Consider the following 19,883-nt stretch of genomic DNA (forward strand, 5'->3'; position numbering starts at 1 on the left):
AACTACCTTATACAGGCTGCAACCTTGCAACTCGCGGCATCACTTCTGTGGCAAACCGTTCCATTTCAGTTGTAAAAGGCTGGAATTGCAGCATGAATGTATCGATACCAACCTCTGTAAACTCAGCGATGCGGCGAGCGACGGTGTCGTAGCTTCCGACTAGTCCAGCGGCGGTTCCTCCGTTGCTGCCTACTCCCGGATACTTCGCCATATTCTTGAACATCACCACCTCTGACTCCACCCCTTTCAGCAGCTCTGAACGATCGTCTTGGGCTACTAATGTCATTAGATAATCATATTCAGCTTGAGCTTCGGCATCGGTAGGGCGAGCAATCACAAAAGCGGATAGGGCAAAGCGAAGCGGCAACGGCTGGAGACGCGGATAACGTTTCACTTCGGTAATCGTTGTCCTGATTACGTCGATTGGGCGCCCGTTGAGGAAAAACAGATCGGCCTCGCGCATGGCTAGGGATCGAGCCGGTTCTGACTCACCGCCCAAATAAACTTTTGGGGGCACGGGCGGCACCGGATGTAAACTGAGATTGCTAATCTGAAAATACTGACCTGAAAAATTGACTGGTTCGCCACTCCAAAGCAACTTCACGACACGCAGCCATTCTTCGGAATAGCGATAGCGCTCATCATGAGGCAGGAACTGAATTCCAGCTTTCTCAATTTCCGGCTTAAACCAAGCACTCACTAGATTGACTGCAAAGCGTCCCTGGCTAATTGCCGCAATATTCAACGCCATTTTTGCTAGCACGACTGGATGAAATAGCAGAGGCTTGATCGCTGCGATAATTTCGATTTGATCAGTGGCCTCTGCTAGTGCGGCTGCCGTCGTCCAAGTTTCAAGCTGATCAAGCTGCTGATTGCGGGGGTTGATTACATGTTGTGCAATCAAAGTTGTGCTAAAGCCAAGCCGTTCGGCAAGCTGAATCAGGGTCTTCGAGCGGGCATAGCTAGCATCACACGGTTCCGCTGGATGACGCATTGCCCCACAGTTGCCGTAAACAGGAAGCCAGATTCCGTAGCGTGGTTCAGGCATTAGACCACTCCAGCGATTTGAATAGATTGCTTGCAATCGGAAAATCAGACCTAGACAGGGAAACCGATAGCGATAAAGCAATATAGCTGAGGCAAACGAACGAATAATCTACGGTTAGCCGGTAGAGTATTAGTAGATTAGATTAACTGCTAGTTTTGCATAGGCATTTAGAGAAAGCAAGCCTTTCGTTGATTTTGGTCATCTCAGTTTATGATTTGAATTCCTGTTTCGATTAATCAGCGCTATAGTGAGTCAAAGAAACGATAGTTGATTAGTAGCTGTAAATTCTGATCTGGCTCTTGAAATAAAGGTTATTTGTATACTCAAGCACTTTTTTGATTATCAGAAACGCAACTGGTCGGTGAATGAAATGTTGATTCGAGCATGAGCAATTTACAGACAGCAAACTCTCCAATTTCACATATTCCAGTAATTGATATTCGCGCGCTGCTTGCCCGAACCGAAGAACGTTACCGCGTGGCTGAGCAGATAGGTCAAGCCTGCCGCGATTGCGGTTTCTTTTACATAGTTGGGCATGGTGTTGATGAGGAGTTGCAGCGGCGTCTAGAGCAGTTGAGCCGGCAGTTTTTTGCTCAAGATCTGGCTGAGAAACTAGAAATTTGCATGGCGCGAGGCGGTAGAGCATGGCGGGGCTACTTTCCAATAGGAGGCGAACTAACTTCTGGTCAACCTGATTTGAAAGAAGGCATTTATTTTGGGGCCGAACTAGCCGAGAGTCATCCCTTGGTGCAAGCAGGGGTGCCCATGCATGGACGCAATCTGTTTCCGACGAATTTGCCCCGATTGCGCGAAACCGTGCTCGGCTACATGGCAGCAATGACCCAACTAGGGCATACATTAATGGCAGGAATTGCCTTGAGTCTGGGGTTGCCCGAATCCTACTTTGCAGAACGCTATACTTGGGAGCCGTTGATTCTGTTTCGTATTTTTAATTATCCGCCTGCCGTTGCATTATCCGAGTCTGAGTGGGGGGTTGGAGAACATACAGATTATGGGTTGCTGACAATCCTCAAGCAAGACCATTCAGGCGGGCTGCAAATCAAAGTCAATCAGCGTTGGATAGAAGCGCCCCCGATTCCCAACTCGTTTGTCTGCAACCTTGGCGATATGCTCGACCGCCTAACCGGAGGTTTGTATCGCTCTACTCCGCATCGGGTCAGAAATTTATCTGGGCAGCATCGTCTGTCGTTTCCCTTCTTTTTTGATCCCAACTTTGAGGCTGAGATCAAACCAATTAAATCGGTTCATCCAGAGCTGCTCCAGGCTGATCGAAATCATCGCTGGGACAACGCTAGCGTTCACGAGTTTCGTGGCACTTATGGAGATTATATACTCAACAAAGTCTCCAAGGTGTTTCCAGAGTTGAAACGAGAGGTAATCTAAACCTTTGCTCGGTTCGGGCTTTTGTTTGCAATTGCTATATATTGCTGCTTGAACTAATTTGAAGCAAACAGCGTCAGTGTTGCTTAGCGCAACTCAAAACCGAGCTGGTGCAGAATTTCGCGCAGATGGGCACGATTCCGCAACGCTTCGCTGCTGGCAATTCGTTCGCTGGAGTGGTGCGCCCAATCTCCGGCTACATTCATTTGTTGATTAGCATAAAATGCGGTCATGATGTTGTTATAGTCGTCAATGGCAGCGTTTTGATCCAAACTGTAGGTTTCTCGATGCAAGACGGCGGCTTGAGGCAAACGGGGTTTAATGGCGGTTGCTACCGCCGGATCGGCATAGCCGACGCATAAACCAAACACCGCAAATACTTGTTTAGGTAGTCCTAATTCGGCAGCAACCGCCAGTGGATTGTTTCGCATTGCTCCGATGTAGACTGTCCCCAATCCCAGCGACTCGGCAGCAACGACAGCATTTTGAGCGGCGAGGCTGGCATCGATGGCGGCCATTAGAAACATTTCCAAATAGTTGAGGCCATCGTGGGGCAGTCCTCGCTGGTGGGCAATTTGAGTCAGACGAGCTAAATCCGCCAACCAAACTAGAAATAAAGGAGCCTATTGGATGTAGCTTTGATGGTTTGCCAACTGCGACAAGCGCTGTTTGCGGGCCGCCTCTTCAACGGCAATCACACTCCAAGTTTGGAGATTAGAGGAGGTTGAGGCAGATTGGGCTGCTGCAATCAAAATTTCCAGCGTTCCGGCGGGCAAGGGATCGGGCCGGTAGGCTCGCACAGAGCGATGGGAGAGTAACGTGGTGAGGCTATCATTCCAAGCCGCATCTAGCTCCAATTCAATTGCAGTGCCGTAGCGCTCGCTGAGGAGCTGGTACGCTGCTTGTAGATTTGCACCATCAGCAGTAAGGGTCATAAAGCATAGTCCTTTAGTGGTGAGGAAATAATCAGCTTATCGAAAACAACAGTTTTATCCGGACCTTATGATTTTTAACATAATACTGTTTATCTATCGATTTATCGCACTTTCTGCTGGTTTTTGAGTTTGGGATCTTGAAGAGATTTTGTTAGTAGACCGTATTTGCAGACCGCTCTGACTTGCTTTCTTCAGTTAGGTGTGGGATACTCTCTTCATCTAAACTACCTAATCTTTATCGATAAACCGTAGTTTAAGAGTAATTTAGAGGTAGTTTAGAGCGCAGGTTCTGTTCTAACTCGCGTCTAACTCACCGGCAACGGGGCAGGCGTGAGTGAATGAAGCTATTGCCTTAATGCTGCTTCCCAGTTCTCTAACTACTCGATGCTCGATATCAAATTTGTTTCTTCTCTCGTTCATGAGTAGATCGCTACAAGCATTCCCACGAACATGCTCAGGTTTTGCCTGGAGACAAGCTTAGGAAGTAATCCAAGAAAAATCTGCAAGAAAATCTGTCCTGTTTTGGAGCAAGCAATCATGGTTGAATTTAGTCGCTTAAATACATCTCCCTCTGCTGCGATCCGGGCAAAGCTAGATTATCCGGTAATTGACACTGACGTACACACTAACGACTTTACACCTGCACTGGAAGATTACATTGCCAATTACGGCGGTGCCAAGCTAGTAGACGAATTACGCAGATCAGAAAATTCTCGACTCAATTCTAAGAGTGACGGCAAAGACTGGTATCAACAAACTCCCGAAGAGCGGCAATACTACCGCACGATTCGCTCTCCTTGGTGGGCACGAGTTACGCGCAACACATTAGATCTAGCTACCTATACGCTGCCTGAACTCTTCTATGAACGTCAGGCCGAACAGGGGTCTGACTATTCTGTCCTGTTTCCTAACAATGCACTAGCTGCCGCCGGAGCCAAACCGGAACATCGTCAGGCATTGCAGCGGGCAATCAATCACTATCATGCTGACCTCTATCGCAAATACAGCGATCGTCTGACGGTTGTAGCAGGCATCACGCTAACCACGCCCCAGGAAGGAATTGAAGAACTGGAATTTGCTGTGAATACACTGGGGCTGAAGGTGATTAACATTCCTGGTGGAGTGAAGCGGCCAATCAAAGCGATTGCCGAAAAGTATCCACCAGAGCAATTCCCCGAAATTGCCAAATATGCTTCCTATATTGATTTCTACGGTCTCGACAGCGAATATGATTACGATCCCTTCTGGGCAAAAGTGGTCGAACTGGGAGTTCCTGTTACGACCCACTACGGCAGTCAAGGTTGGACCGGACGCGCTTCTATCAGCAACTACATGAATAATCACATCGGTCATTTTGCGGATGGTTCGCAGGCGTTTGCCAAAGCGTTGCTCTTTGGCGGCGTGACGAAGCGCTTTCCGCAACTGCGCGTGGCGATGTTGGAGGGCGGAGCTGATTGGGGTGCGCATGTCTACATTCATTTGGTCGATCGGTTCTCTAAGCGCAATCGCAAGGCACTGCAAAATTACAATCCGGCGTTGACTAACGCGGATGAATTGTTTGAGTTGTTTGAACACTATGGCCGCGAGATCACCCAAGGATACGCGCTTAGCAAAGCAGAATTGACCCAAACCGTATTGGGTTCATCGTTTACGCGGTTTAGCCGTGATCCGGTTGGTGATGAACTAAATGATTTCGCGGCGGCTGGAATTGAAACCATCGAAGATATCCGCGATCGTTGGGTGAATAGTTTCTTCTTTGGTTCCGAATCTGATGATCGCACAATCGCTGCCGCGTTCAACGACAAAGCAAATCCCCTAGGAGTCAAAATCAACGCCATTTATTCTTCGGATGTAGGCCACTGGGATGTGCCCGATCTAACTTCTCCACTGGCGGAAAGCTGGGAACTCGTCGAGGAAGGCGTAATTTCAGAAGCCGATTTCAAAGCCTATGTCTTCTCGAATCCTTACAAACTCTATACCGAAGCCAATCCCAATTTCTTCAAGGGCACGGTGATCGAGGCTCAGCTTGGCACTGCGGCTGAAGCAGAAGATAAAAGTTTGGTGCCGGTATAGAGAATTGCAGCGTCAGGCTCTCACGGTCGCATATCGCTAAGCAGATACTCTGCGTTAAAAATAGATAACCTGGCGATATGAGAGTCACAATCGAGCAATGAATGTCACCCATCTGTACTGTTCCTCCTGCAACAAATCCTATGCACCCCGTCGTCTCTACAATCTCTGTGTCTGCGGTAAGCCACTGTTCGTAGCTTATGATCTCAATCGGGCCGCCGCTAGTCTGACTCGTGCTGCATTGGCAACTCGTCCGGCGACGCTGTGGCGCTATGCGGAGGTTCTGCCGGTTGATCATCCTGCCAATCGCGTCAGTTTGGGAGAAGGCATGACTCCGCTACTGAACGCAGAACGGCTAGGACAAGAACTAGGGCTGAATCATCTATACATCAAAGATGAATCGCAGAATCCCACGGCATCGTTTAAGGCGCGGGGAATGACCACTGCCGTTTCAATGGCAAAAGAATTAGGCGTGAAAAAATTAGCGGTTCCTTCAGCCGGTAATGCCGCCGGTGCACTTGCGGCCTATGCTGCTAGAGCTGGGCTAGAGGCGTTTATTTTCATGCCTCAGGATACGCCTCAGGCTAATCTGATCGAATGTCAGCAAAACGGTGCCCATGTCACTTTGGTGAACGGGTTGATTACCGACTGTGGACGAATAGTGGCCGAGCAAAAAACTGCCGCCGGATGGTTTGATGTTTCCACGTTGAAAGAACCCTATCGAGTCGAAGGCAAGAAAACAATGGGCTACGAACTGGCAGAGCAGTTGGGCTGGGAACTGCCTGATCTGATTCTTTATCCCACGGGTGGCGGAACGGGTTTGATCGGCATGTGGAAGGCGTTTGACGAGATGGAACAGATGGGCTGGATCGGCCGGCATCGTCCTCGCATGGTGAGTGTGCAGGCAGCGGGCTGTGCGCCGATTGTGCAAGCATTTGAGGCCGGTCTACCAGCCGGAGCAACGATTGCTAATCCTCACACGATCGCCTCTGGGCTGCGGGTACCTCAGGCCATCGGAGATTTTATGATCCTGCATATTCTGCGTCAGAGCGGTGGAACTGCCGTGGCTGTGACGGACGCAGCGTTGCTCACCGGCGTGAAACGGTTGGGATCAACCGAAGGAATTTTTGCTGCTCCTGAAACTGGGGCTTGTGTGGCTGCCCTGCAACAATTAATCGATCAAGGTAAGGTGGATCGAGACGAGCGAATTGTGTTATTCAATACTGGCTCCGGCTTGAAATACCTGGAAGCTTTTAGCAGAGTCTAAACATAGATTGGTGGCTCCGTAATTTTAGCATGAATCACATACCACCGCTAACCTTATTCAACGCAGTGCTGCTGTTTAGCACCGCGTTTTTTGCCAGTGGTTTAAATGCGATTGCTGGAGGTGGCAGTTTTATTACCTTTCCTGTTTTGATCTTCACTGGCGTGCCGCCAATTACTGCCAATGCCACTAATAACACGGCAATTTGGTTCGGAGTGTTGGGAAGTGTTCGCGCCTATCGTCAAGATTTTGGTATTCCCCGCAACCAACTGGTTTTGCTGTGTGGCATCAGCTTGATTGGTAGCGTCATTGGCTCTGTTGCGTTGCTGTTTACCTCAGCCGCTATATTTGATCAATTAATTCCTTATCTTTTACTGTTGGCAACATTAATATTTTTGTTTGGCGAACCGTTGAGATCTTGGCTTCAACGTCATAGGCTTCAACGTTACAGGCTTCAACAGCCCAGGCCAGCTTCCCGATCCACCCTAGCATTGGTCCAACTAGCGATTGCAATTTATGGAGGCTTCTTTGGTGCGGGCCTAGGGATTTTGATGCTGGCGGCATTTACTTTACTAGGCTTCAAAAATATTCACACGATGAATGCCTTTAAGACTTTTTTAGGCAGTTGTATCAACGGAATTGCAATTGTTCCGTTTGTATTTGCGGGTATCATCGCTTGGCAGCAGGCAATCTTGATGGCAGTCGGCAGTTTATTGGGTGGATACTTCAGCGCTTACTACGCCCGCAGACTTGATCCGCGTTGGGTACGGCGATTTGTCAGTGCTGTTGCCGTTAGTATGACTATCTATTTTTTTGTTCGTAGCTAATTTCTTTGTTTGTAGCCAATGTTAGATTGCAATCGACGCCAGCTTCTTATCGATACTGATGATTGGTTGTTAACTCAATTGTCAACTCAAGCTTGCTGTTGAAGTAAAAGTGCTCATTCTACTCTCATTTGTTATGGTTCTGGCAGCTTCAATCAATCGAGTTTATGCCATAAACCTTTTGTAATGTTTCTAGTCTTGCTTGATCAGCAGGAATATGACACACTTTTGCTATGGTTTTGTATTGTATCTCTATCAATTCACATCTCTATCAATTTATATCCCTATCAATTTACCGTAGATTAAATTGTTTAAAGATATTGGTTTGAGGAGCCATAATTGGCACTACTTCAGTCAGAATTGCAGGCGATGTATAGTTTGCGATTACCAATGAGAAGGCTTTTTCCAAGGGAGTGCAAATAGGGAGTGCGAATAGTTGCGTGAGGTCTCTAGTCAGCTTGCGGCGGATTCAGTTTGGGATAGCGTTCATCCGCGCGCTAGTACATCTTCTATGCCTCGGACTGCTTATTCCGATCAGTTTACTAAGCAATCCTGACCAGGTATGGGCAGATCCCTGTCCGGCAGGCATGGTGCTGATTCCAGGCGGTAGTTTTACCATTGGTTCTAATCATCTCAATTATCCAGAAGAACGTTCAGCCGCGCATGTTCATCTTGATCGCTTTTGTATTGATCAAACTGAAGTTGCCAATGCTCAATTTGCCGCCTTTGTAGCCGCGACTGGCTATGTCACTGTTGCTGAGCGTCCCCTCTCAAAAGTACAGTTTCCCGATTTGCCAGATCAGCAGCGATTGCCTGGTTCACTGGTGTTTGAGATGGCTAAACCAGGGACTAAAGTTGTACCTGAACTGAGTTGGTGGCATTGGCAAACAGGAGCAAACTGGCGACACCCATTTGGCGAGAAAAGCACCATTGTCGGTAAGGAAAACTATCCGGTGGTTCATATTGCCTACGAAGATGCCCTTGCCTATGCCAAATGGAGTGGTAAGTCACTGCCGACAGAAGCGCAATGGGAATTTGCGGCCCAAGGCGGATTGAATAATGCTATATACACCTGGGGGAATCAATATTCTGCTAAAAAAGCAAACACTTGGCAAGGTATTTTCCCCTTTTTTAATACCAAAGCAGATGGCTACATCGACAGTGCTCCGGTTGGCTCCTTTCCACCGAATGGCTACGGCTTGTACGATATGAGTGGCAATGTCTGGGAATGGACCTCTGACTGGTATGCCGCAGGTCACGCCAGCAAAGTTCACCAGTCGAATCCCAAGGGGCCAGACCAAGCGCAGAGTTTTGATCGCCACAAGCCACACGAACCGGCATTGCATGTGATCAAAGGTGGCTCTTATCTTTGTGCATTAAATTATTGCAGCCGCTTTCGGCCTGCGGCGCGGGAGTCGGAAGCTTCAGATACCGGAACAACCCATATCGGGTTTCGTTTAGTCAAAAATTTGATCTCAAAAATTTGAAAGGAGCGGTGATTGATGTTGAAGGTGTGCTGGAAAGCTGGGCAGCAAGTCGGAATTTTGCACTTGATTGTCTTTGGTTTGGCGTTATGCATGGTTCTGCTGCCGTTGCCGGCATTTGCCGAAACCTCGAACGTTCTGCCCGCTCCAGAGCCAAAATTTCAAGGAAAAATTGGCATCACGTACAAAGAGTCTCAGCCGGATTTTCCTCAACCGATTGCCGCTCCAGCACAAGCACCGAATGTGCTGCTGATTTTGCTAGATGATATGGGCTTTGGGCAAACCAGCACCTTTGGCGGTGTGATCGACACGCCGAATTTCACCCGCTTGGCAGAGCGAGGATTACGCTACAACCAGTTTCATGTCACAGCGCTTTGTTCACCAACTCGTGCCGCTCTTTTAACCGGACGCAATCACCATTCGGTTAACACCGGCGTTGTAGAAGAATTAGCAACTGGATTTCCCGGTTACACCACGATTTTGCCCAAGAGTGCTGCAACAATAGCAGAAGTACTGCGGCAGAATGGTTACAGTACAGCCGCCTTCGGCAAATGGCATAACACACCCGACTACGAAACCAGTGCAGCCGGACCCTTTGACCGTTGGCCCACACAGCTAGGCTTTGATTATTTCTACGGATTTTTGGGTGGCGATACCAATCAATGGAGTCCGGCTCTGGTCGAAAATACCAAGCGTGTCCAACCGCCCAGCAACGACTCCAACTATCACTTAACTCCCGATCTGGTCGATCATGCCATTGGCTGGATTCGCACTCAGCAATCAATCGCACCCGACAAACCCTTCTTCGCCTACTTTGCTACCGGAGCCACCCACGCGCCCCACCATGCCCCCAAAGCCTGGATCGATCGCTATCAAGGCAAGTTTGATCAAGGTTGGGACAAATTGCGTCAAGACATCTTTGCTCGTCAGAAACAGCTAGGCGTGATTCCGGCCAATGCCCAACTCACTCCTCGTCCACCAGAGTTCCCGGCCTGGGATTCTCTTTCTGCATCAGAGCAAAAACTCTATGTCCGTCAGGCAGAAGTATTTGCTGGATTCACTGCCTACACCGATGCCGAGGTAGGACGACTGATTGACGCCATCGAGCAATTGGGAGAACTAGACAATACCCTTGTCCTCTATATTGCTGGCGATAACGGTGCCAGTGCCGAGGGTGGCTTAACGGGCAGTGTGAACGAGTTAAAAGTCTTCAACGGAGTGCCGGAAAATCCTCAGCAAGTGCTGGATGCGCTAGCCGATCTGGGCAGTCCCAAAACCTTCAACCACTTCCACGCCGCTTGGGCCTGGGCTGTAAATACTCCCTTTCAGTGGACCAAACAAGTTGCGTCCCACTTTGGCGGCACTCGTGACCCGTTGGTGATTGCCTGGGGCGATCGAATTCGGGATCGGGGCGGTTTGCGGACCCAATTCCATCATGTGATCGACATTGCTCCGACGATTCTAGAAGCTACTGGCATTACAGCGCCTACTGTCGTCAATGGAGTAGAGCAACAGCCGATCGAAGGCACGAGTTTGGTTTACACCTTCGACCATCCACAGGCTGCTTCTAGACGCACAACGCAGTATTTTGAGATGTTTGGGCATCGGGCTATTTACGACAAGGGTTGGGTAGCAGCGGCGCGGCGCGGCCGCTTACCCTGGGAAACGGTTTCTGCCACCACCTTTGATCAAGATCCGTGGGAACTTTACAACATTACAAAAGACTTCAGTGAGGCGCAGAATCTGGCGCAACAGAATCCAGCTAAATTGCAGCAATTGCAGCAATTGTTTTTGTCAGAAGCTCGCAAATACAAGGTTTTGCCCTTGGATGATCGGATCTTAAATCGCTTTGATGTGAGCAGTCGTCCTAGCTTCACAGCCGGTCGCACCCACTTCACCTACTATCCTGGTGCGGTAGGCATTCCCGAAGGCAGTGCGCCTGATATCAAGAATAAATCCTTTCGCATCACAGCCGAACTAGCCATCCCCGCAGATACTAACGAGGCGGAAGGCGTTCTAGTGGCTCAGGGCGGACGTTTTGCCGGATGGAGTTTGTTTCTGGAGCAGGGCAAGCCCACCTTTGCGTACAACTTTTTAGGCATTGATCGCACCCTTATCCAGGCGCAGGAAACCGTGCCCGCTGGAGCTTCAACCATTCGGTTTGAATTCGAGTTTGACGGCGGCTCTCCAGGGGCGGGCGCAACGGGCAAATTGTTCATCAATGACAAGCCAGTCGGCGAGGGCCATATTGCTAAAACCGTGGCCTACCGCTGGAGCTTAGATGAAACCTTTGATGTGGGTCAAGATCTGGGTACCCCTGTGGTCGAAACCTATCAAGTGCCCTTCACGTTCACCGGCAACTTGCAGAAAGTCACGCTAGATCTAAAGACCTAATTCTCGACTTTGATTCAGAGCGATGGCAGCGAACGCAATTGATATTGGAGTCGTGGGAAATTTGCCGCCTATTTTTGCCCAAGTTGCTGATAATCCGGTGGTTTATGTCGCGGCAACACCATCGAATGCTGCTACTCAGGCGATTATTGTGCCAAAAGCCTCTTCGATTTGAAAACCGTAAGACCGATCTAAGTAAATGATATCCAAGTAAATAATAACGGCATGAATTGATGAATCAAATTCTGGCTGCTGTTGACTTGCCATTACTGAATAGATTAGCATTCCTGATTCTCATCCTGTCTATGCTGGTGGATACAGGACTCAGCCTGACGCTTCAGCAACTCTGGGACCCGCTGCGCAACGGTTGGTTGGTGCTGCGATCGCTGCTGGCTAATTTCGTTCTGGTGCCTCTGTTTGTGTACTTTCTGCTTCAGATTGTTCCCTTGAGCGAACCCATCAGAATTAGCTTTATCATCATGGCAATTGCCGCTGGTCCGCCTGTCTTGCCCAAACTGGCGCAGTTAGTTCATGGCAATCTGGCCTATGCAGCCGGGTTGATGCTGTTGATGATGGGACTTACCGCTGTCTATATGCCGTTTGCGCTTGCATTAGCACTCCAAAATGTACAGGTGAATCCTTGGGACATTGCCAAGCCGCTGTTAACGCTGATGCTGATTCCGTTAGTAATTGGGCTACTGATTCGTTCTCGGAATGAAGCAATCGCATTTACCTTGCAACCCTTGATGCGACAACTCTCCAGCAAATCGCTCATTCTAGGCTTAGCGACTTCACTCTTTCTCCAGTTTGACCGTTTAATTGCAATGGTGAGAACAGGGGAAATCCTGGCAATTGCTGGGTTTATCTTGGTCGGCTTCGGTATCGGCTATTTGCTGGGTGGTCCTGACAGCGACACTCGCCGCACCCTAGCCGTCGGAACTGCCCAGCGAAATATTGCTGCGGCTCTTTTGGTGGCAGGAACGAACTTTGATGACCCCGCAATTGCCAGCGTTATTGTTGTCACTAGTCTGTCGCTGTTTGTCGGGATTCGCCTGATCGCCAAACAAGTCTTTACCACCGAAGTTGAACCGCTAGAAGAACCAGTAGAAAGACCAATAGAAGAGCAGGTCGAAGCGTCCTGACATTTCCAAAGAAAACAGCCTGTAGACATTCACTCTAGCAAATCAGGTTCCTCACGCACGATGCGGTCTTAGAGAGGTTGAAACGAAAACCAGCCCACCCGATGCTCCACCTAGAGAAAGCATCGAACTGCGCATCTTGGTATTCTATGCCTATTCTAAATTTCACGAATAGTCAATCTCAACGATGTTTACCCTCTGAAAGTTGAGTTATCAATCAGGCAAAGGTGCTGGTATGAGTTCCATTTCTGCTTCGCAGTTTTGTTGTCGGCACTGTCGCTTTTATCAGCTACAAGGACAAAGAATCGGCTATTGTGAGGTGTAATTGGCTGGAATCGACAGCAGGGGGGTAGACCAGCGGGAATGCGAACGTTTATGCTGGTTAGTATGGGAGCTTCATTTTTTGTGATGATTCCGTTGCAAGCTGAAGGCGATAGTTCGTTTGCTAGCACCAATACTTTAAGCCGCACGATTCAAGGAGTTGCTACGGGCATCGGTTTTTTAGGCGCAGGCTTGATTTTACAGCAGTCTTCTCGCAAATCAGGTGTTGTAAAGGTGCGTGGATTGACTACAGCCGCTACAATTTGGGCTGCGGCTGGTCTGGGAGCCGCGATTGGGTGTGGCCTATGGCAAATGGGGCTATTAGGAACGCTGTTTGTGTTGCTGCCGCTAGGCGGCGTGAAGCAAGTCAAGGACAAGGTGAAGATTCGGGTGCTTCGTCGTCAGCAGTCGAGGCAACCTCAGTCAGCACAGCCTCAAGAGCAGCTCAGCTCTCGTCCTGACTAGGTCCAAAATCTGACTAAGTCCAAAATAGAGGTCTAAGGGTTTGCCTTGGTGCAGGGGCAATCTGAAGCAATGCAGCCAAATGATGTAGGGGCGTTTTGACAAAATGCTTTACGTATCCGGACTCCGTATTATATTAAACCTCAATTTAAATGCCACATTGCACAGACGTTATTTCCTGCGGAAAGGCTACGCCTACGGCAAAACGTCTCTACGTTGGCGGATCAACCGGATTTGCTATTACTCATCCACTAATAGATTGATGCTAATACGCTATCAGCCGCTGCCCGAAATGCGGTTGCTGCTCCTGCACTCATATCCCGTGGGGCACAAATCCGATTCCGCACATAGGCGAGCGTAATTGCGCCGACGGCTGGAATAATTGGGTCGATATTTTCCTTACCGCCGGTTTTACCGCCTAACACAGGCAAGTTATTGCCGTTGAGAAGATAGTCTGCTAATAGCCGTAAATGTAAATCAACTGCCCTCTGAAGCACAGCTAAATCGCTACTCAATGCTTGCACCCCAGAGTTCTGAATAATATCGCCAATCGCTGCTTCACGATTATCACTCAGCCGTTCTGCTGCTTCAGCTCGGTATTGTAAATTTTCGCTGTCTGCCGGATTGAGCGGCAAAGGATGGCCAATCGGTTCCACACCCCATCTACGGCGCAGCAGCAGATTGTTTGTTGTTGCATCTGAGCGGACCCGGTGATAGGCAGGCCGCTGATTGATGGCCTCAAACCAAGCATTCAGACGCGGATAGCGAGGATTATTTTTGAGGTGATAGTTGCGATACACCGGCAAATTGGCCGCTAAGCGATCTAGGTGGGGGCTGTACATAATATCGACCAAGCTAAAGCGACTGAGAAAAAACGCTCCCGGATATTGACCCAATGCTTGCTCTAGCTCATCTAGCTGCGTTTCTAAAGTTGCCTGAAGCGTCACCAACTCATCGGGATCGGCGGTCGTGGCCCGCACAAAGCTGTAGCTAGCTGCCAAAAAGCCGCCCGTTTCCGATTCCTCGATCCACTGTCTGGCTACCGCATTTTCGGTTGGATCATCTGGCAGCAAGGGCAGCGTGCTAAACCGTTCTTCTAACGCCAATAGAATATCTTTCGACTCGTAAACCAGCTTGCCTTCAATTTTGGCAGCCGGAACCAGCGCCGTCGGCACCAAATCGGTATACCATTTGGGCTTATTGCTCAAGTCAATAAATTCGGTCTCAAACGGGATTTCCTTTTCCTCCAGAGCAAACCAAACCCGCTCGCAGAAAGGACACCAAGAGTTGGTATCGCGGTAGAGCAATACAGGTGGAGTTTCGCCAGCCGCCAGTTTGTGAAGACTGCTAGGAATGGGGGCCGTAGAGGGATGCTCTCCCGGTCGGCGAACTCGTCTAGCGGTGGTTTGAGATTGGGAAATCTGTAGAATTTCTTCCCATGTGAATAGGGTTTGAGCAGCCATGAGTTACCTCTCGATTTCAGAACGAGTTCGCTTCAGCAAGATAAAAGACAGAAATCTTGCCCTACCGGAAAACCTATGTCACGATGCTACTAAATAATATACGGTATATCTATCAATTTGCCGTATTTTTTGACAAACAGTTTATGCAAAAGAGTTGTCGTAAGCTTCTTCATTTCTGATTCAGCAGCATGACCACCAACAAAACCATCTCAAGATTGGAATCTGATTTTGCTAAACTCAAAGCTAAAATTGCGGACTATCCTCAAGCAGCGGTTGGAACGCTAATCTTTGTCACCTGCGTTTTTGTCTATTTGGCAAATCGCAGCACCACGCTGACTTCAAGCGATAATGTCACGCATACGCTGTTGGCCTTCAACTGGCTGGAGAACCAAACGCTACACTTCGACGCATTTCGCAACGGGCATTTGTATGAAGGAGGCGGCATTCCCTATTATTTAGTCGAAGCTCCGAACGGCCACTTAACTTCTCGCTATCCAATCGGCACAGCGTTGGTTTCGTTTCCACTCTATTGCCTCTTTTATCTTTATCTGAAGCTGGCTAATTTACTGCAAACGCTACTAGCCCAATCTCCAATTCCCTCAGTAACCAGTCCAGAATTTGAAGTTTACCGCAGAAGTTTTGGTAAACTCGCGGCAACGCTGCTCAGCGCACTGACGGTTGTAATCTTTTATCTGACTGTGCGGTTGAAGTTTACGCCATTAGTCGCAATTCTCACGACGTTCATTTTTGCCTTCGCAACTGGAACCTGGGTAATTAATGCTCAAGATCTACGACAGCATACCATCTCTAACCTGCTGTTGATTAGCATTCTATTTTGTCTGTTTAAAGCCGAACGCAGCGAAGGTCAGTATCGCAGGGTTTTATTGCTAGTAGCAGGTTTGTTTTGCGGCCTGTTGCCTGGTGTGCGGATCACCAGCTCGATCTTTTCCCTGGCTACGGCGATCTATATAATCTGGCGCTATGGTAAAGCCGCCTTGCCCTTTCTGTTGGGGTTGGTCAGTATTGGTTTTCATCTGCTGTGGAACTTCTACTATTTTGGCTGGGACAATATCCTCGTCGGAGGCTATATCAAGCATTTAGAAGAACGGCCTGCCTCTTACGCCTTTACTCTCAAGCAGTTTACAACCGCTTCGCTCGGATTGCTGATTAGCCCCAGCGATGGATTTTTTACCTATTCTCCGGTTTTGCTGTTCAGTATTCCGGGCTTATATTATGTCTGCAAACGCCGATTCACCAACGATGAGAAACTAGTATTAACGCTAACTTCTGCTTGTCTGATTCTATACCTTCACTACTGCTTTTATTTATTTTGGATGGGCGGCAGTGATTCTTATGGTTCACGGGTATTAACGGATACGTTACCCGTAGTTTGTTTATTAATCGCCTACTTCCTGTCAGTGCAAATTATCAAACAAGAGAAAACCAGAAACTGGCTCAATCCGGTTCTAGCAATCTTTCTAATCAGTTTAGTGGTTTCCACCGGAGTACAGGCGGTAGGAGCCTTTACCCGAACCAACTGGGGAACCAGCCCGTTACCGATCTTCGCCAACAAAAGCCGAGTTTGGAGCTTAACAGATAGTCAAATTGAGCGGCACTTCCGCAATCTTCTAGCTCGGATTACCAATCCAATCACCGATGAGCGAACCTACAGCCAAAATCTCCAGGCCACAGTTGAGTCAGTAGTTGTGACCAATCGAGCCGGAGCAGAGATTGCCCTGAGTACCGCGAAAGTTAAAGCAGGACAGCGACGCATTCTCAAAGCCACGCTCAAAAACACAGGCGCATCTCCTTGGTTTGGCTACCAGACTGGACTAGACGACAGGGGAGAAACTAGACTGAGGGTGCGTTTCTATAACGGCAATCAGAAAATTAAACAGCGAGGCGGTGACTGGCTCTATATTGCTGGAACGCCAAAATTCGGGGAGGTGACTCAGGCCACGGGCTTGATCGCTTTTCCTCAACAGGCGGGTCAGTACCGAGTCAGCTTTGAGATAGTTGCAGTCGGTGTTTCTGAAGCTGCGGATTATCCATACCAGATAGTCGCTAGTTATGACCTAGAAGTACTGCCCAAAGCTGTGAAATAAATCGGATGATTGGTGCTGTGTTGGTGCTGTGGATTCCTGTGTGTAATTCCCATTCAATATATTTCTGTTGTAGCTCAGCGTTTGCGTAACCGGCGGGCAATTGTATCGCCAATAAACTGGACAATTTGCACCAAGGCAATCAACAGAACGACGGTAATAATCATCACCCTAGTATCAAATCGCTGATAGCCGTAGCGTATTGCCAAATCTCCCAATCCACCACCGCCCACCACACCTGCCATTGCCGAATAGCCAATCAAGCTAATCACCATCAGAGTCAACCCCAACACCAGTGAGGGAAGTGCTTCTGGGATTAAGACTTTGCGAATGATTTCCCCCGGAGTACAGCCCATTGATTCAGCCGCCTCAACTAAACCTCGATCAACTTCTAGCAGCGAAGTTTCAGCCACGCGAGCAAAAAATGGAATGGCTGAAACTACCAAAGGAACGAGGGCGGCGGTGCTGCCAATCGTAGTGCCGACAATCAAGCGAGTCAAGGGAATAATTGCCACCAGCAGAATAATGAAGGGCAGCGAGCGTCCAGCATTAATAATGGTTCCCAGAACTTGATTCACGACCGCGTTGGGCAAAAAGCCTTGAGGAGCCGTAATTACCAGCAGCAGCCCCAGCAGCAGCCCAAAAATGGCCGCCAGAAGCGCGGAGACTGTCACCATATACAGGGTTTCAAGCGTTGCTGTCCACAAACTGCTCAGAAGCTGTGCGTCCATGATGCACCTCTACTTCAATATTCAAACTCCGCAGGTAGTCCAAGGCCGAGCGAATATCTGAGCCAAATAGCTCGATCTGAAACTGCCCGACTGGTTCCGCTCCAATCGTCTCCACACTGCCATTCAGAATGTTGACATCTACATCAAACTGCCGGACTAAACGACTGAGAAACGGTTCATTCGCCACAGCCCCACTGAAGGCAATCGTGGCTACTGCTGCCCCCTCTCGCACCCGATGCCCATAACGGCGGGGAAAGAGGTCGTTGGCTAAGCGGGAACCGAGCTGTGCGGCCAGATCGACAACAGTGCCTCGTTCGACAACTTTGCCGCGCTCCAGTACCGTCACTCGATCACAAATGTGCTTAACGACGCCCATATCGTGAGTAATCAACACAATGGTCAAACCGATTTGCTGATTCAGCTCTTTGAGCAAATCCAGGATTGATCGCGTTGTTTGCGGATCAAGAGCAGAGGTCGCTTCATCCGAGAGCAGTACTTTTGGATTGGCGGCTAGCGCGCGGGCAATTCCAACTCGCTGTTTTTGTCCGCCCGATAGCTGAGCCGGATAGCTGTCTCCCTTGCCTTCTAGACCCACCAGCGCCAGTAATTCTTCCACTCGTGCCTTGCGCTGTAAGCGGCTCTGCCCAATCACCTCCAAAGGAAAGGCAATATTCTCGGCTGCGGTACGAGAGCTGAGCAAATTGAAGTGTTGAAAAATGATGCCAATGCGCTGACGTGCTTTGCGCAGTTGATCTCCGGCCAGGGACGTGATATTTTGCCCATCTACCCAAACGCTGCCAGAACTTGGTTTCTCCAGTCCGTTGAGGCAGCGAAGCAAGGTACTTTTGCCAGCACCACTCTGCCCAATCACTCCAAAAATTTCTCCGGCCTGAATGTCTTCATTGAAGGTGTCCAGAGCCACAAACTCTCCGTAAACTTTGCGCAATTCTCGGATACTAATCATGAAGTTTACCTGGAGCGACAGAAAGAACTGGTTCTAGAATGCTGGAAACAACAATCGGATATTAGCTTGAGGAGAAGCAAAGCTCCAGATTAGAGGCACCACCGAAGCCACCACAACTGTTAGCAGCATAACCAGAAGATACAAAGGTTTTTTCATACGGCTCCTACAGGGCAATGCTGAACGTGACTAAAATAGTATGACTAAAATAGTGTGACTAAAAAGCAGCAATAACGGCTCCTTGATACTTATCATTGATAAACTGCTTCACCTCTGGTGAGGTCAGCAGCTTACCCAGTTGTTGAATATTGGCATCGTTCTCTCGTCCTCGCAAAACAACTAGTCCATTAGCATAGGGATTGCCTGCTGCTTTTTCCAGCGCTAGAGCATCTTTAGCCGGATTGAGTCCTACTTCCAACGCATAGTTGCCGTTGACAATCGCCAAATCTACGTCGTCCAGTGAACGCGGCAATTGCGCAGCTTCTAACTCGACCAGCTTTAGATTTTTAGCATTTTGCTGAATGTCTGCTGTAGTGGCCTCAACTCCAGCGCCACTCTTGAGTTGCAAAAGCTGATTGTCTTGCAGCAGTTTGAGCGACCGTCCCAGATTAGTAGCATCGTTGGGAACGGCAAGCTGCGCTCCGTTACTCACCTCACTTAGAGATTTAATTTTCTTCGAGTACAGCCCCAAGGGTTCAATATGAACTCCGGCAACGAACACCATATCAATGCCGCGTTGTTTGCCAAAATCTTCCATATAGGGCACATGCTGAAAGTAGTTAGCATCAAGCTGTTTATCATTCAGTGCCAGATTAGGCTGCACATAATCGGTAAATTCAACAATTTCGATATTTAAGCCTGCCGCAGACGCCAAATTGTCCTTCACAAATTTGAGAATTTCCCCATGCGGGACAGGATTGACACCCACTTTCAGCGTAGCATTGGCTGCGGGGGAAGCTGAGCCACCCACAGAAGCGTTTTCTTGGGAAGGTGTGCAGCTTGCAAAGGTTGAGGCGATAAAAGATCCGGCTGCGATTAGAAAAAAGCGACGATTCAGCCGAACTGCAATTGGAGCATGATCTGGTTTGTTCATGGATTTAATCCAATTTCTCTAGTAATAAACAAGCGACAAACCGGCCAGGATGCACAGTTCCTTGCAAAGTCCTCCAGAATATAGCGCTCACGGAGGTTCGAGCGAGCAAGACTAATGCCTTCGCGCAGCCTAAAAACAGCGAGGGCAATTGATTCGAGCCTGTTTAACAAACTCCAAACGTCCTTCTAGTATAG

At 48.8% G+C, this 19,883-nt stretch carries 17 protein-coding genes; 10 read left to right on the forward strand and 7 right to left on the reverse strand.

The window, feature by feature from the left end; all coding sequences use genetic code 11:
- Window positions 1–7 precede the first annotated feature (7 nt).
- On the reverse strand, window positions 8–1,048 hold the full coding sequence (locus HJG54_RS29435) for an LLM class flavin-dependent oxidoreductase (RefSeq protein WP_316436645.1): 1,041 nt from the start codon (window positions 1,046–1,048) through the stop codon (window positions 8–10).
- A 384-nt stretch (window positions 1,049–1,432) separates the two neighbouring features.
- Between HJG54_RS29435 and HJG54_RS29440 the strand changes: the two genes are divergently transcribed.
- The gene (locus tag HJG54_RS29440; RefSeq protein ID WP_316436647.1) at window positions 1,433–2,452 is read left to right on the forward strand and encodes an isopenicillin N synthase family dioxygenase; all 1,020 of its coding nucleotides are present in this window, start codon (window positions 1,433–1,435) and stop codon (window positions 2,450–2,452) included.
- A gap of 83 nt (window positions 2,453–2,535) precedes the next feature.
- On the opposite strand, the gene HJG54_RS29445 is transcribed toward HJG54_RS29440, so the two are convergent.
- Together HJG54_RS29445 and HJG54_RS29450 are read right to left on the reverse strand one after the other, a co-directional pair.
- Entirely contained in the window at window positions 2,536–3,051 is a 516-nt protein-coding gene (locus tag HJG54_RS29445) for a nitroreductase family protein (protein WP_316436648.1), read from the reverse strand.
- A 21-nt stretch (window positions 3,052–3,072) separates the two neighbouring features.
- Complete coding sequence (locus HJG54_RS29450; RefSeq protein WP_316436649.1) at window positions 3,073–3,384, reverse strand: nitroreductase family protein; 312 nt, start codon at window positions 3,382–3,384, stop codon at window positions 3,073–3,075.
- Window positions 3,385–3,921: 537 nt separating this feature from the next.
- Between HJG54_RS29450 and HJG54_RS29455 the strand changes: the two genes are divergently transcribed.
- The 8 genes from HJG54_RS29455 (at window position 3,922) to HJG54_RS29490 (ending at window position 13,342) form a co-directional block, all read left to right on the forward strand.
- Window positions 3,922–5,457 (forward strand): amidohydrolase family protein, encoded by a 1,536-nt coding sequence (locus HJG54_RS29455; RefSeq protein ID WP_316436650.1) that lies wholly within the window; start codon window positions 3,922–3,924, stop codon window positions 5,455–5,457.
- Window positions 5,458–5,554: 97 nt separating this feature from the next.
- Window positions 5,555–6,721 carry a threonine synthase gene (locus tag HJG54_RS29460; RefSeq protein WP_316436651.1) on the forward strand — a complete coding sequence of 389 codons (1,167 nt, stop codon included), beginning with the start codon at window positions 5,555–5,557 and terminating at the stop codon, window positions 6,719–6,721.
- A 29-nt stretch (window positions 6,722–6,750) separates the two neighbouring features.
- Window positions 6,751–7,545: a sulfite exporter TauE/SafE family protein gene (locus HJG54_RS29465; protein WP_316436653.1), complete on the forward strand. Its 795-nt coding sequence runs from the start codon at window positions 6,751–6,753 to the stop codon at window positions 7,543–7,545.
- A 584-nt stretch (window positions 7,546–8,129) separates the two neighbouring features.
- On the forward strand, window positions 8,130–9,029 hold the full coding sequence (locus tag HJG54_RS29470) for a formylglycine-generating enzyme family protein (RefSeq protein ID WP_316436654.1): 900 nt from the start codon (window positions 8,130–8,132) through the stop codon (window positions 9,027–9,029).
- Window positions 9,030–9,044: 15 nt separating this feature from the next.
- Window positions 9,045–11,420, forward strand: a complete 2,376-nt coding sequence (locus tag HJG54_RS29475; RefSeq protein WP_316436655.1) for an arylsulfatase — start codon at window positions 9,045–9,047, stop codon at window positions 11,418–11,420.
- A gap of 22 nt (window positions 11,421–11,442) precedes the next feature.
- Entirely contained in the window at window positions 11,443–11,592 is a 150-nt protein-coding gene (locus HJG54_RS29480) for a hypothetical protein (protein WP_316436656.1), read from the forward strand.
- Between the two features lie 58 nt (window positions 11,593–11,650).
- Window positions 11,651–12,559, forward strand: a complete 909-nt coding sequence (locus HJG54_RS29485) for a bile acid:sodium symporter family protein (protein ID WP_316436658.1) — start codon at window positions 11,651–11,653, stop codon at window positions 12,557–12,559.
- A gap of 372 nt (window positions 12,560–12,931) precedes the next feature.
- On the forward strand, window positions 12,932–13,342 hold the full coding sequence (locus tag HJG54_RS29490) for an MgtC/SapB family protein (protein WP_420717440.1): 411 nt from the start codon (window positions 12,932–12,934) through the stop codon (window positions 13,340–13,342).
- A 248-nt stretch (window positions 13,343–13,590) separates the two neighbouring features.
- Here HJG54_RS29490 and HJG54_RS29495 read toward each other — a convergent pair whose 3' ends face one another.
- Entirely contained in the window at window positions 13,591–14,802 is a 1,212-nt protein-coding gene (locus HJG54_RS29495; RefSeq protein ID WP_316436660.1) for a glutathione S-transferase family protein, read from the reverse strand.
- A 188-nt stretch (window positions 14,803–14,990) separates the two neighbouring features.
- Here HJG54_RS29495 and HJG54_RS29500 point away from each other — a divergent pair, with 188 nt between their 5' ends.
- The gene (locus tag HJG54_RS29500) at window positions 14,991–16,907 is read left to right on the forward strand and encodes a hypothetical protein (protein ID WP_316436661.1); all 1,917 of its coding nucleotides are present in this window, start codon (window positions 14,991–14,993) and stop codon (window positions 16,905–16,907) included.
- 74 nt (window positions 16,908–16,981) lie between these two features.
- Here HJG54_RS29500 and HJG54_RS29505 read toward each other — a convergent pair whose 3' ends face one another.
- The 3 genes from HJG54_RS29505 to HJG54_RS29515 all read right to left on the reverse strand — a co-directional run bounded on the left by HJG54_RS29505 (window position 16,982) and on the right by HJG54_RS29515 (window position 19,689).
- Window positions 16,982–17,635: a methionine ABC transporter permease gene (locus tag HJG54_RS29505; RefSeq protein ID WP_316436663.1), complete on the reverse strand. Its 654-nt coding sequence runs from the start codon at window positions 17,633–17,635 to the stop codon at window positions 16,982–16,984.
- Entirely contained in the window at window positions 17,592–18,599 is a 1,008-nt protein-coding gene (locus tag HJG54_RS29510; protein ID WP_316436664.1) for a methionine ABC transporter ATP-binding protein, read from the reverse strand. Before HJG54_RS29510 ends, HJG54_RS29505 begins: the two co-directional genes overlap by 44 nt.
- Before the next feature lie 214 nt (window positions 18,600–18,813).
- Complete coding sequence (locus HJG54_RS29515; RefSeq protein ID WP_316436665.1) at window positions 18,814–19,689, reverse strand: MetQ/NlpA family ABC transporter substrate-binding protein; 876 nt, start codon at window positions 19,687–19,689, stop codon at window positions 18,814–18,816.
- Window positions 19,690–19,883: the final 194 nt, after the last annotated feature.

Origin of the sequence: Leptolyngbya sp. NK1-12 (genome assembly GCF_032598965.1) — a bacterium.
Classification (GTDB): domain Bacteria; phylum Cyanobacteriota; class Cyanobacteriia; order Elainellales; family Elainellaceae; genus Elainella.

What these genes read in the sequence shown, in the direction of transcription:
- HJG54_RS29500 (WP_316436661.1), top strand. Translation starts at nt 14,991, where the DNA reads ATGACCACCAACAAAACCATCTCAAGATTGGAATCTGATTTTGCTAAA.
- HJG54_RS29480 (WP_316436656.1), top strand. Translation starts at nt 11,443, where the DNA reads ATGGCAGCGAACGCAATTGATATTGGAGTCGTGGGAAATTTGCCGCCT.
- HJG54_RS29435 (WP_316436645.1), bottom strand. Translation starts at nt 1,048, where the DNA reads ATGCCTGAACCACGCTACGGAATCTGGCTTCCTGTTTACGGCAACTGT.
- HJG54_RS29515 (WP_316436665.1), bottom strand. Translation starts at nt 19,689, where the DNA reads ATGAACAAACCAGATCATGCTCCAATTGCAGTTCGGCTGAATCGTCGC.
- HJG54_RS29505 (WP_316436663.1), bottom strand. Translation starts at nt 17,635, where the DNA reads ATGGACGCACAGCTTCTGAGCAGTTTGTGGACAGCAACGCTTGAAACC.
- HJG54_RS29455 (WP_316436650.1), top strand. Translation starts at nt 3,922, where the DNA reads ATGGTTGAATTTAGTCGCTTAAATACATCTCCCTCTGCTGCGATCCGG.
- HJG54_RS29510 (WP_316436664.1), bottom strand. Translation starts at nt 18,599, where the DNA reads ATGATTAGTATCCGAGAATTGCGCAAAGTTTACGGAGAGTTTGTGGCT.
- HJG54_RS29495 (WP_316436660.1), bottom strand. Translation starts at nt 14,802, where the DNA reads ATGGCTGCTCAAACCCTATTCACATGGGAAGAAATTCTACAGATTTCC.
- HJG54_RS29465 (WP_316436653.1), top strand. Translation starts at nt 6,751, where the DNA reads ATGAATCACATACCACCGCTAACCTTATTCAACGCAGTGCTGCTGTTT.
- HJG54_RS29460 (WP_316436651.1), top strand. Translation starts at nt 5,555, where the DNA reads ATGAATGTCACCCATCTGTACTGTTCCTCCTGCAACAAATCCTATGCA.
- HJG54_RS29490 (WP_420717440.1), top strand. Translation starts at nt 12,932, where the DNA reads ATGCTGGTTAGTATGGGAGCTTCATTTTTTGTGATGATTCCGTTGCAA.
- HJG54_RS29440 (WP_316436647.1), top strand. Translation starts at nt 1,433, where the DNA reads ATGAGCAATTTACAGACAGCAAACTCTCCAATTTCACATATTCCAGTA.
- HJG54_RS29470 (WP_316436654.1), top strand. Translation starts at nt 8,130, where the DNA reads ATGGTGCTGATTCCAGGCGGTAGTTTTACCATTGGTTCTAATCATCTC.
- HJG54_RS29475 (WP_316436655.1), top strand. Translation starts at nt 9,045, where the DNA reads ATGTTGAAGGTGTGCTGGAAAGCTGGGCAGCAAGTCGGAATTTTGCAC.
- HJG54_RS29450 (WP_316436649.1), bottom strand. Translation starts at nt 3,384, where the DNA reads ATGACCCTTACTGCTGATGGTGCAAATCTACAAGCAGCGTACCAGCTC.
- HJG54_RS29485 (WP_316436658.1), top strand. Translation starts at nt 11,651, where the DNA reads ATGAATCAAATTCTGGCTGCTGTTGACTTGCCATTACTGAATAGATTA.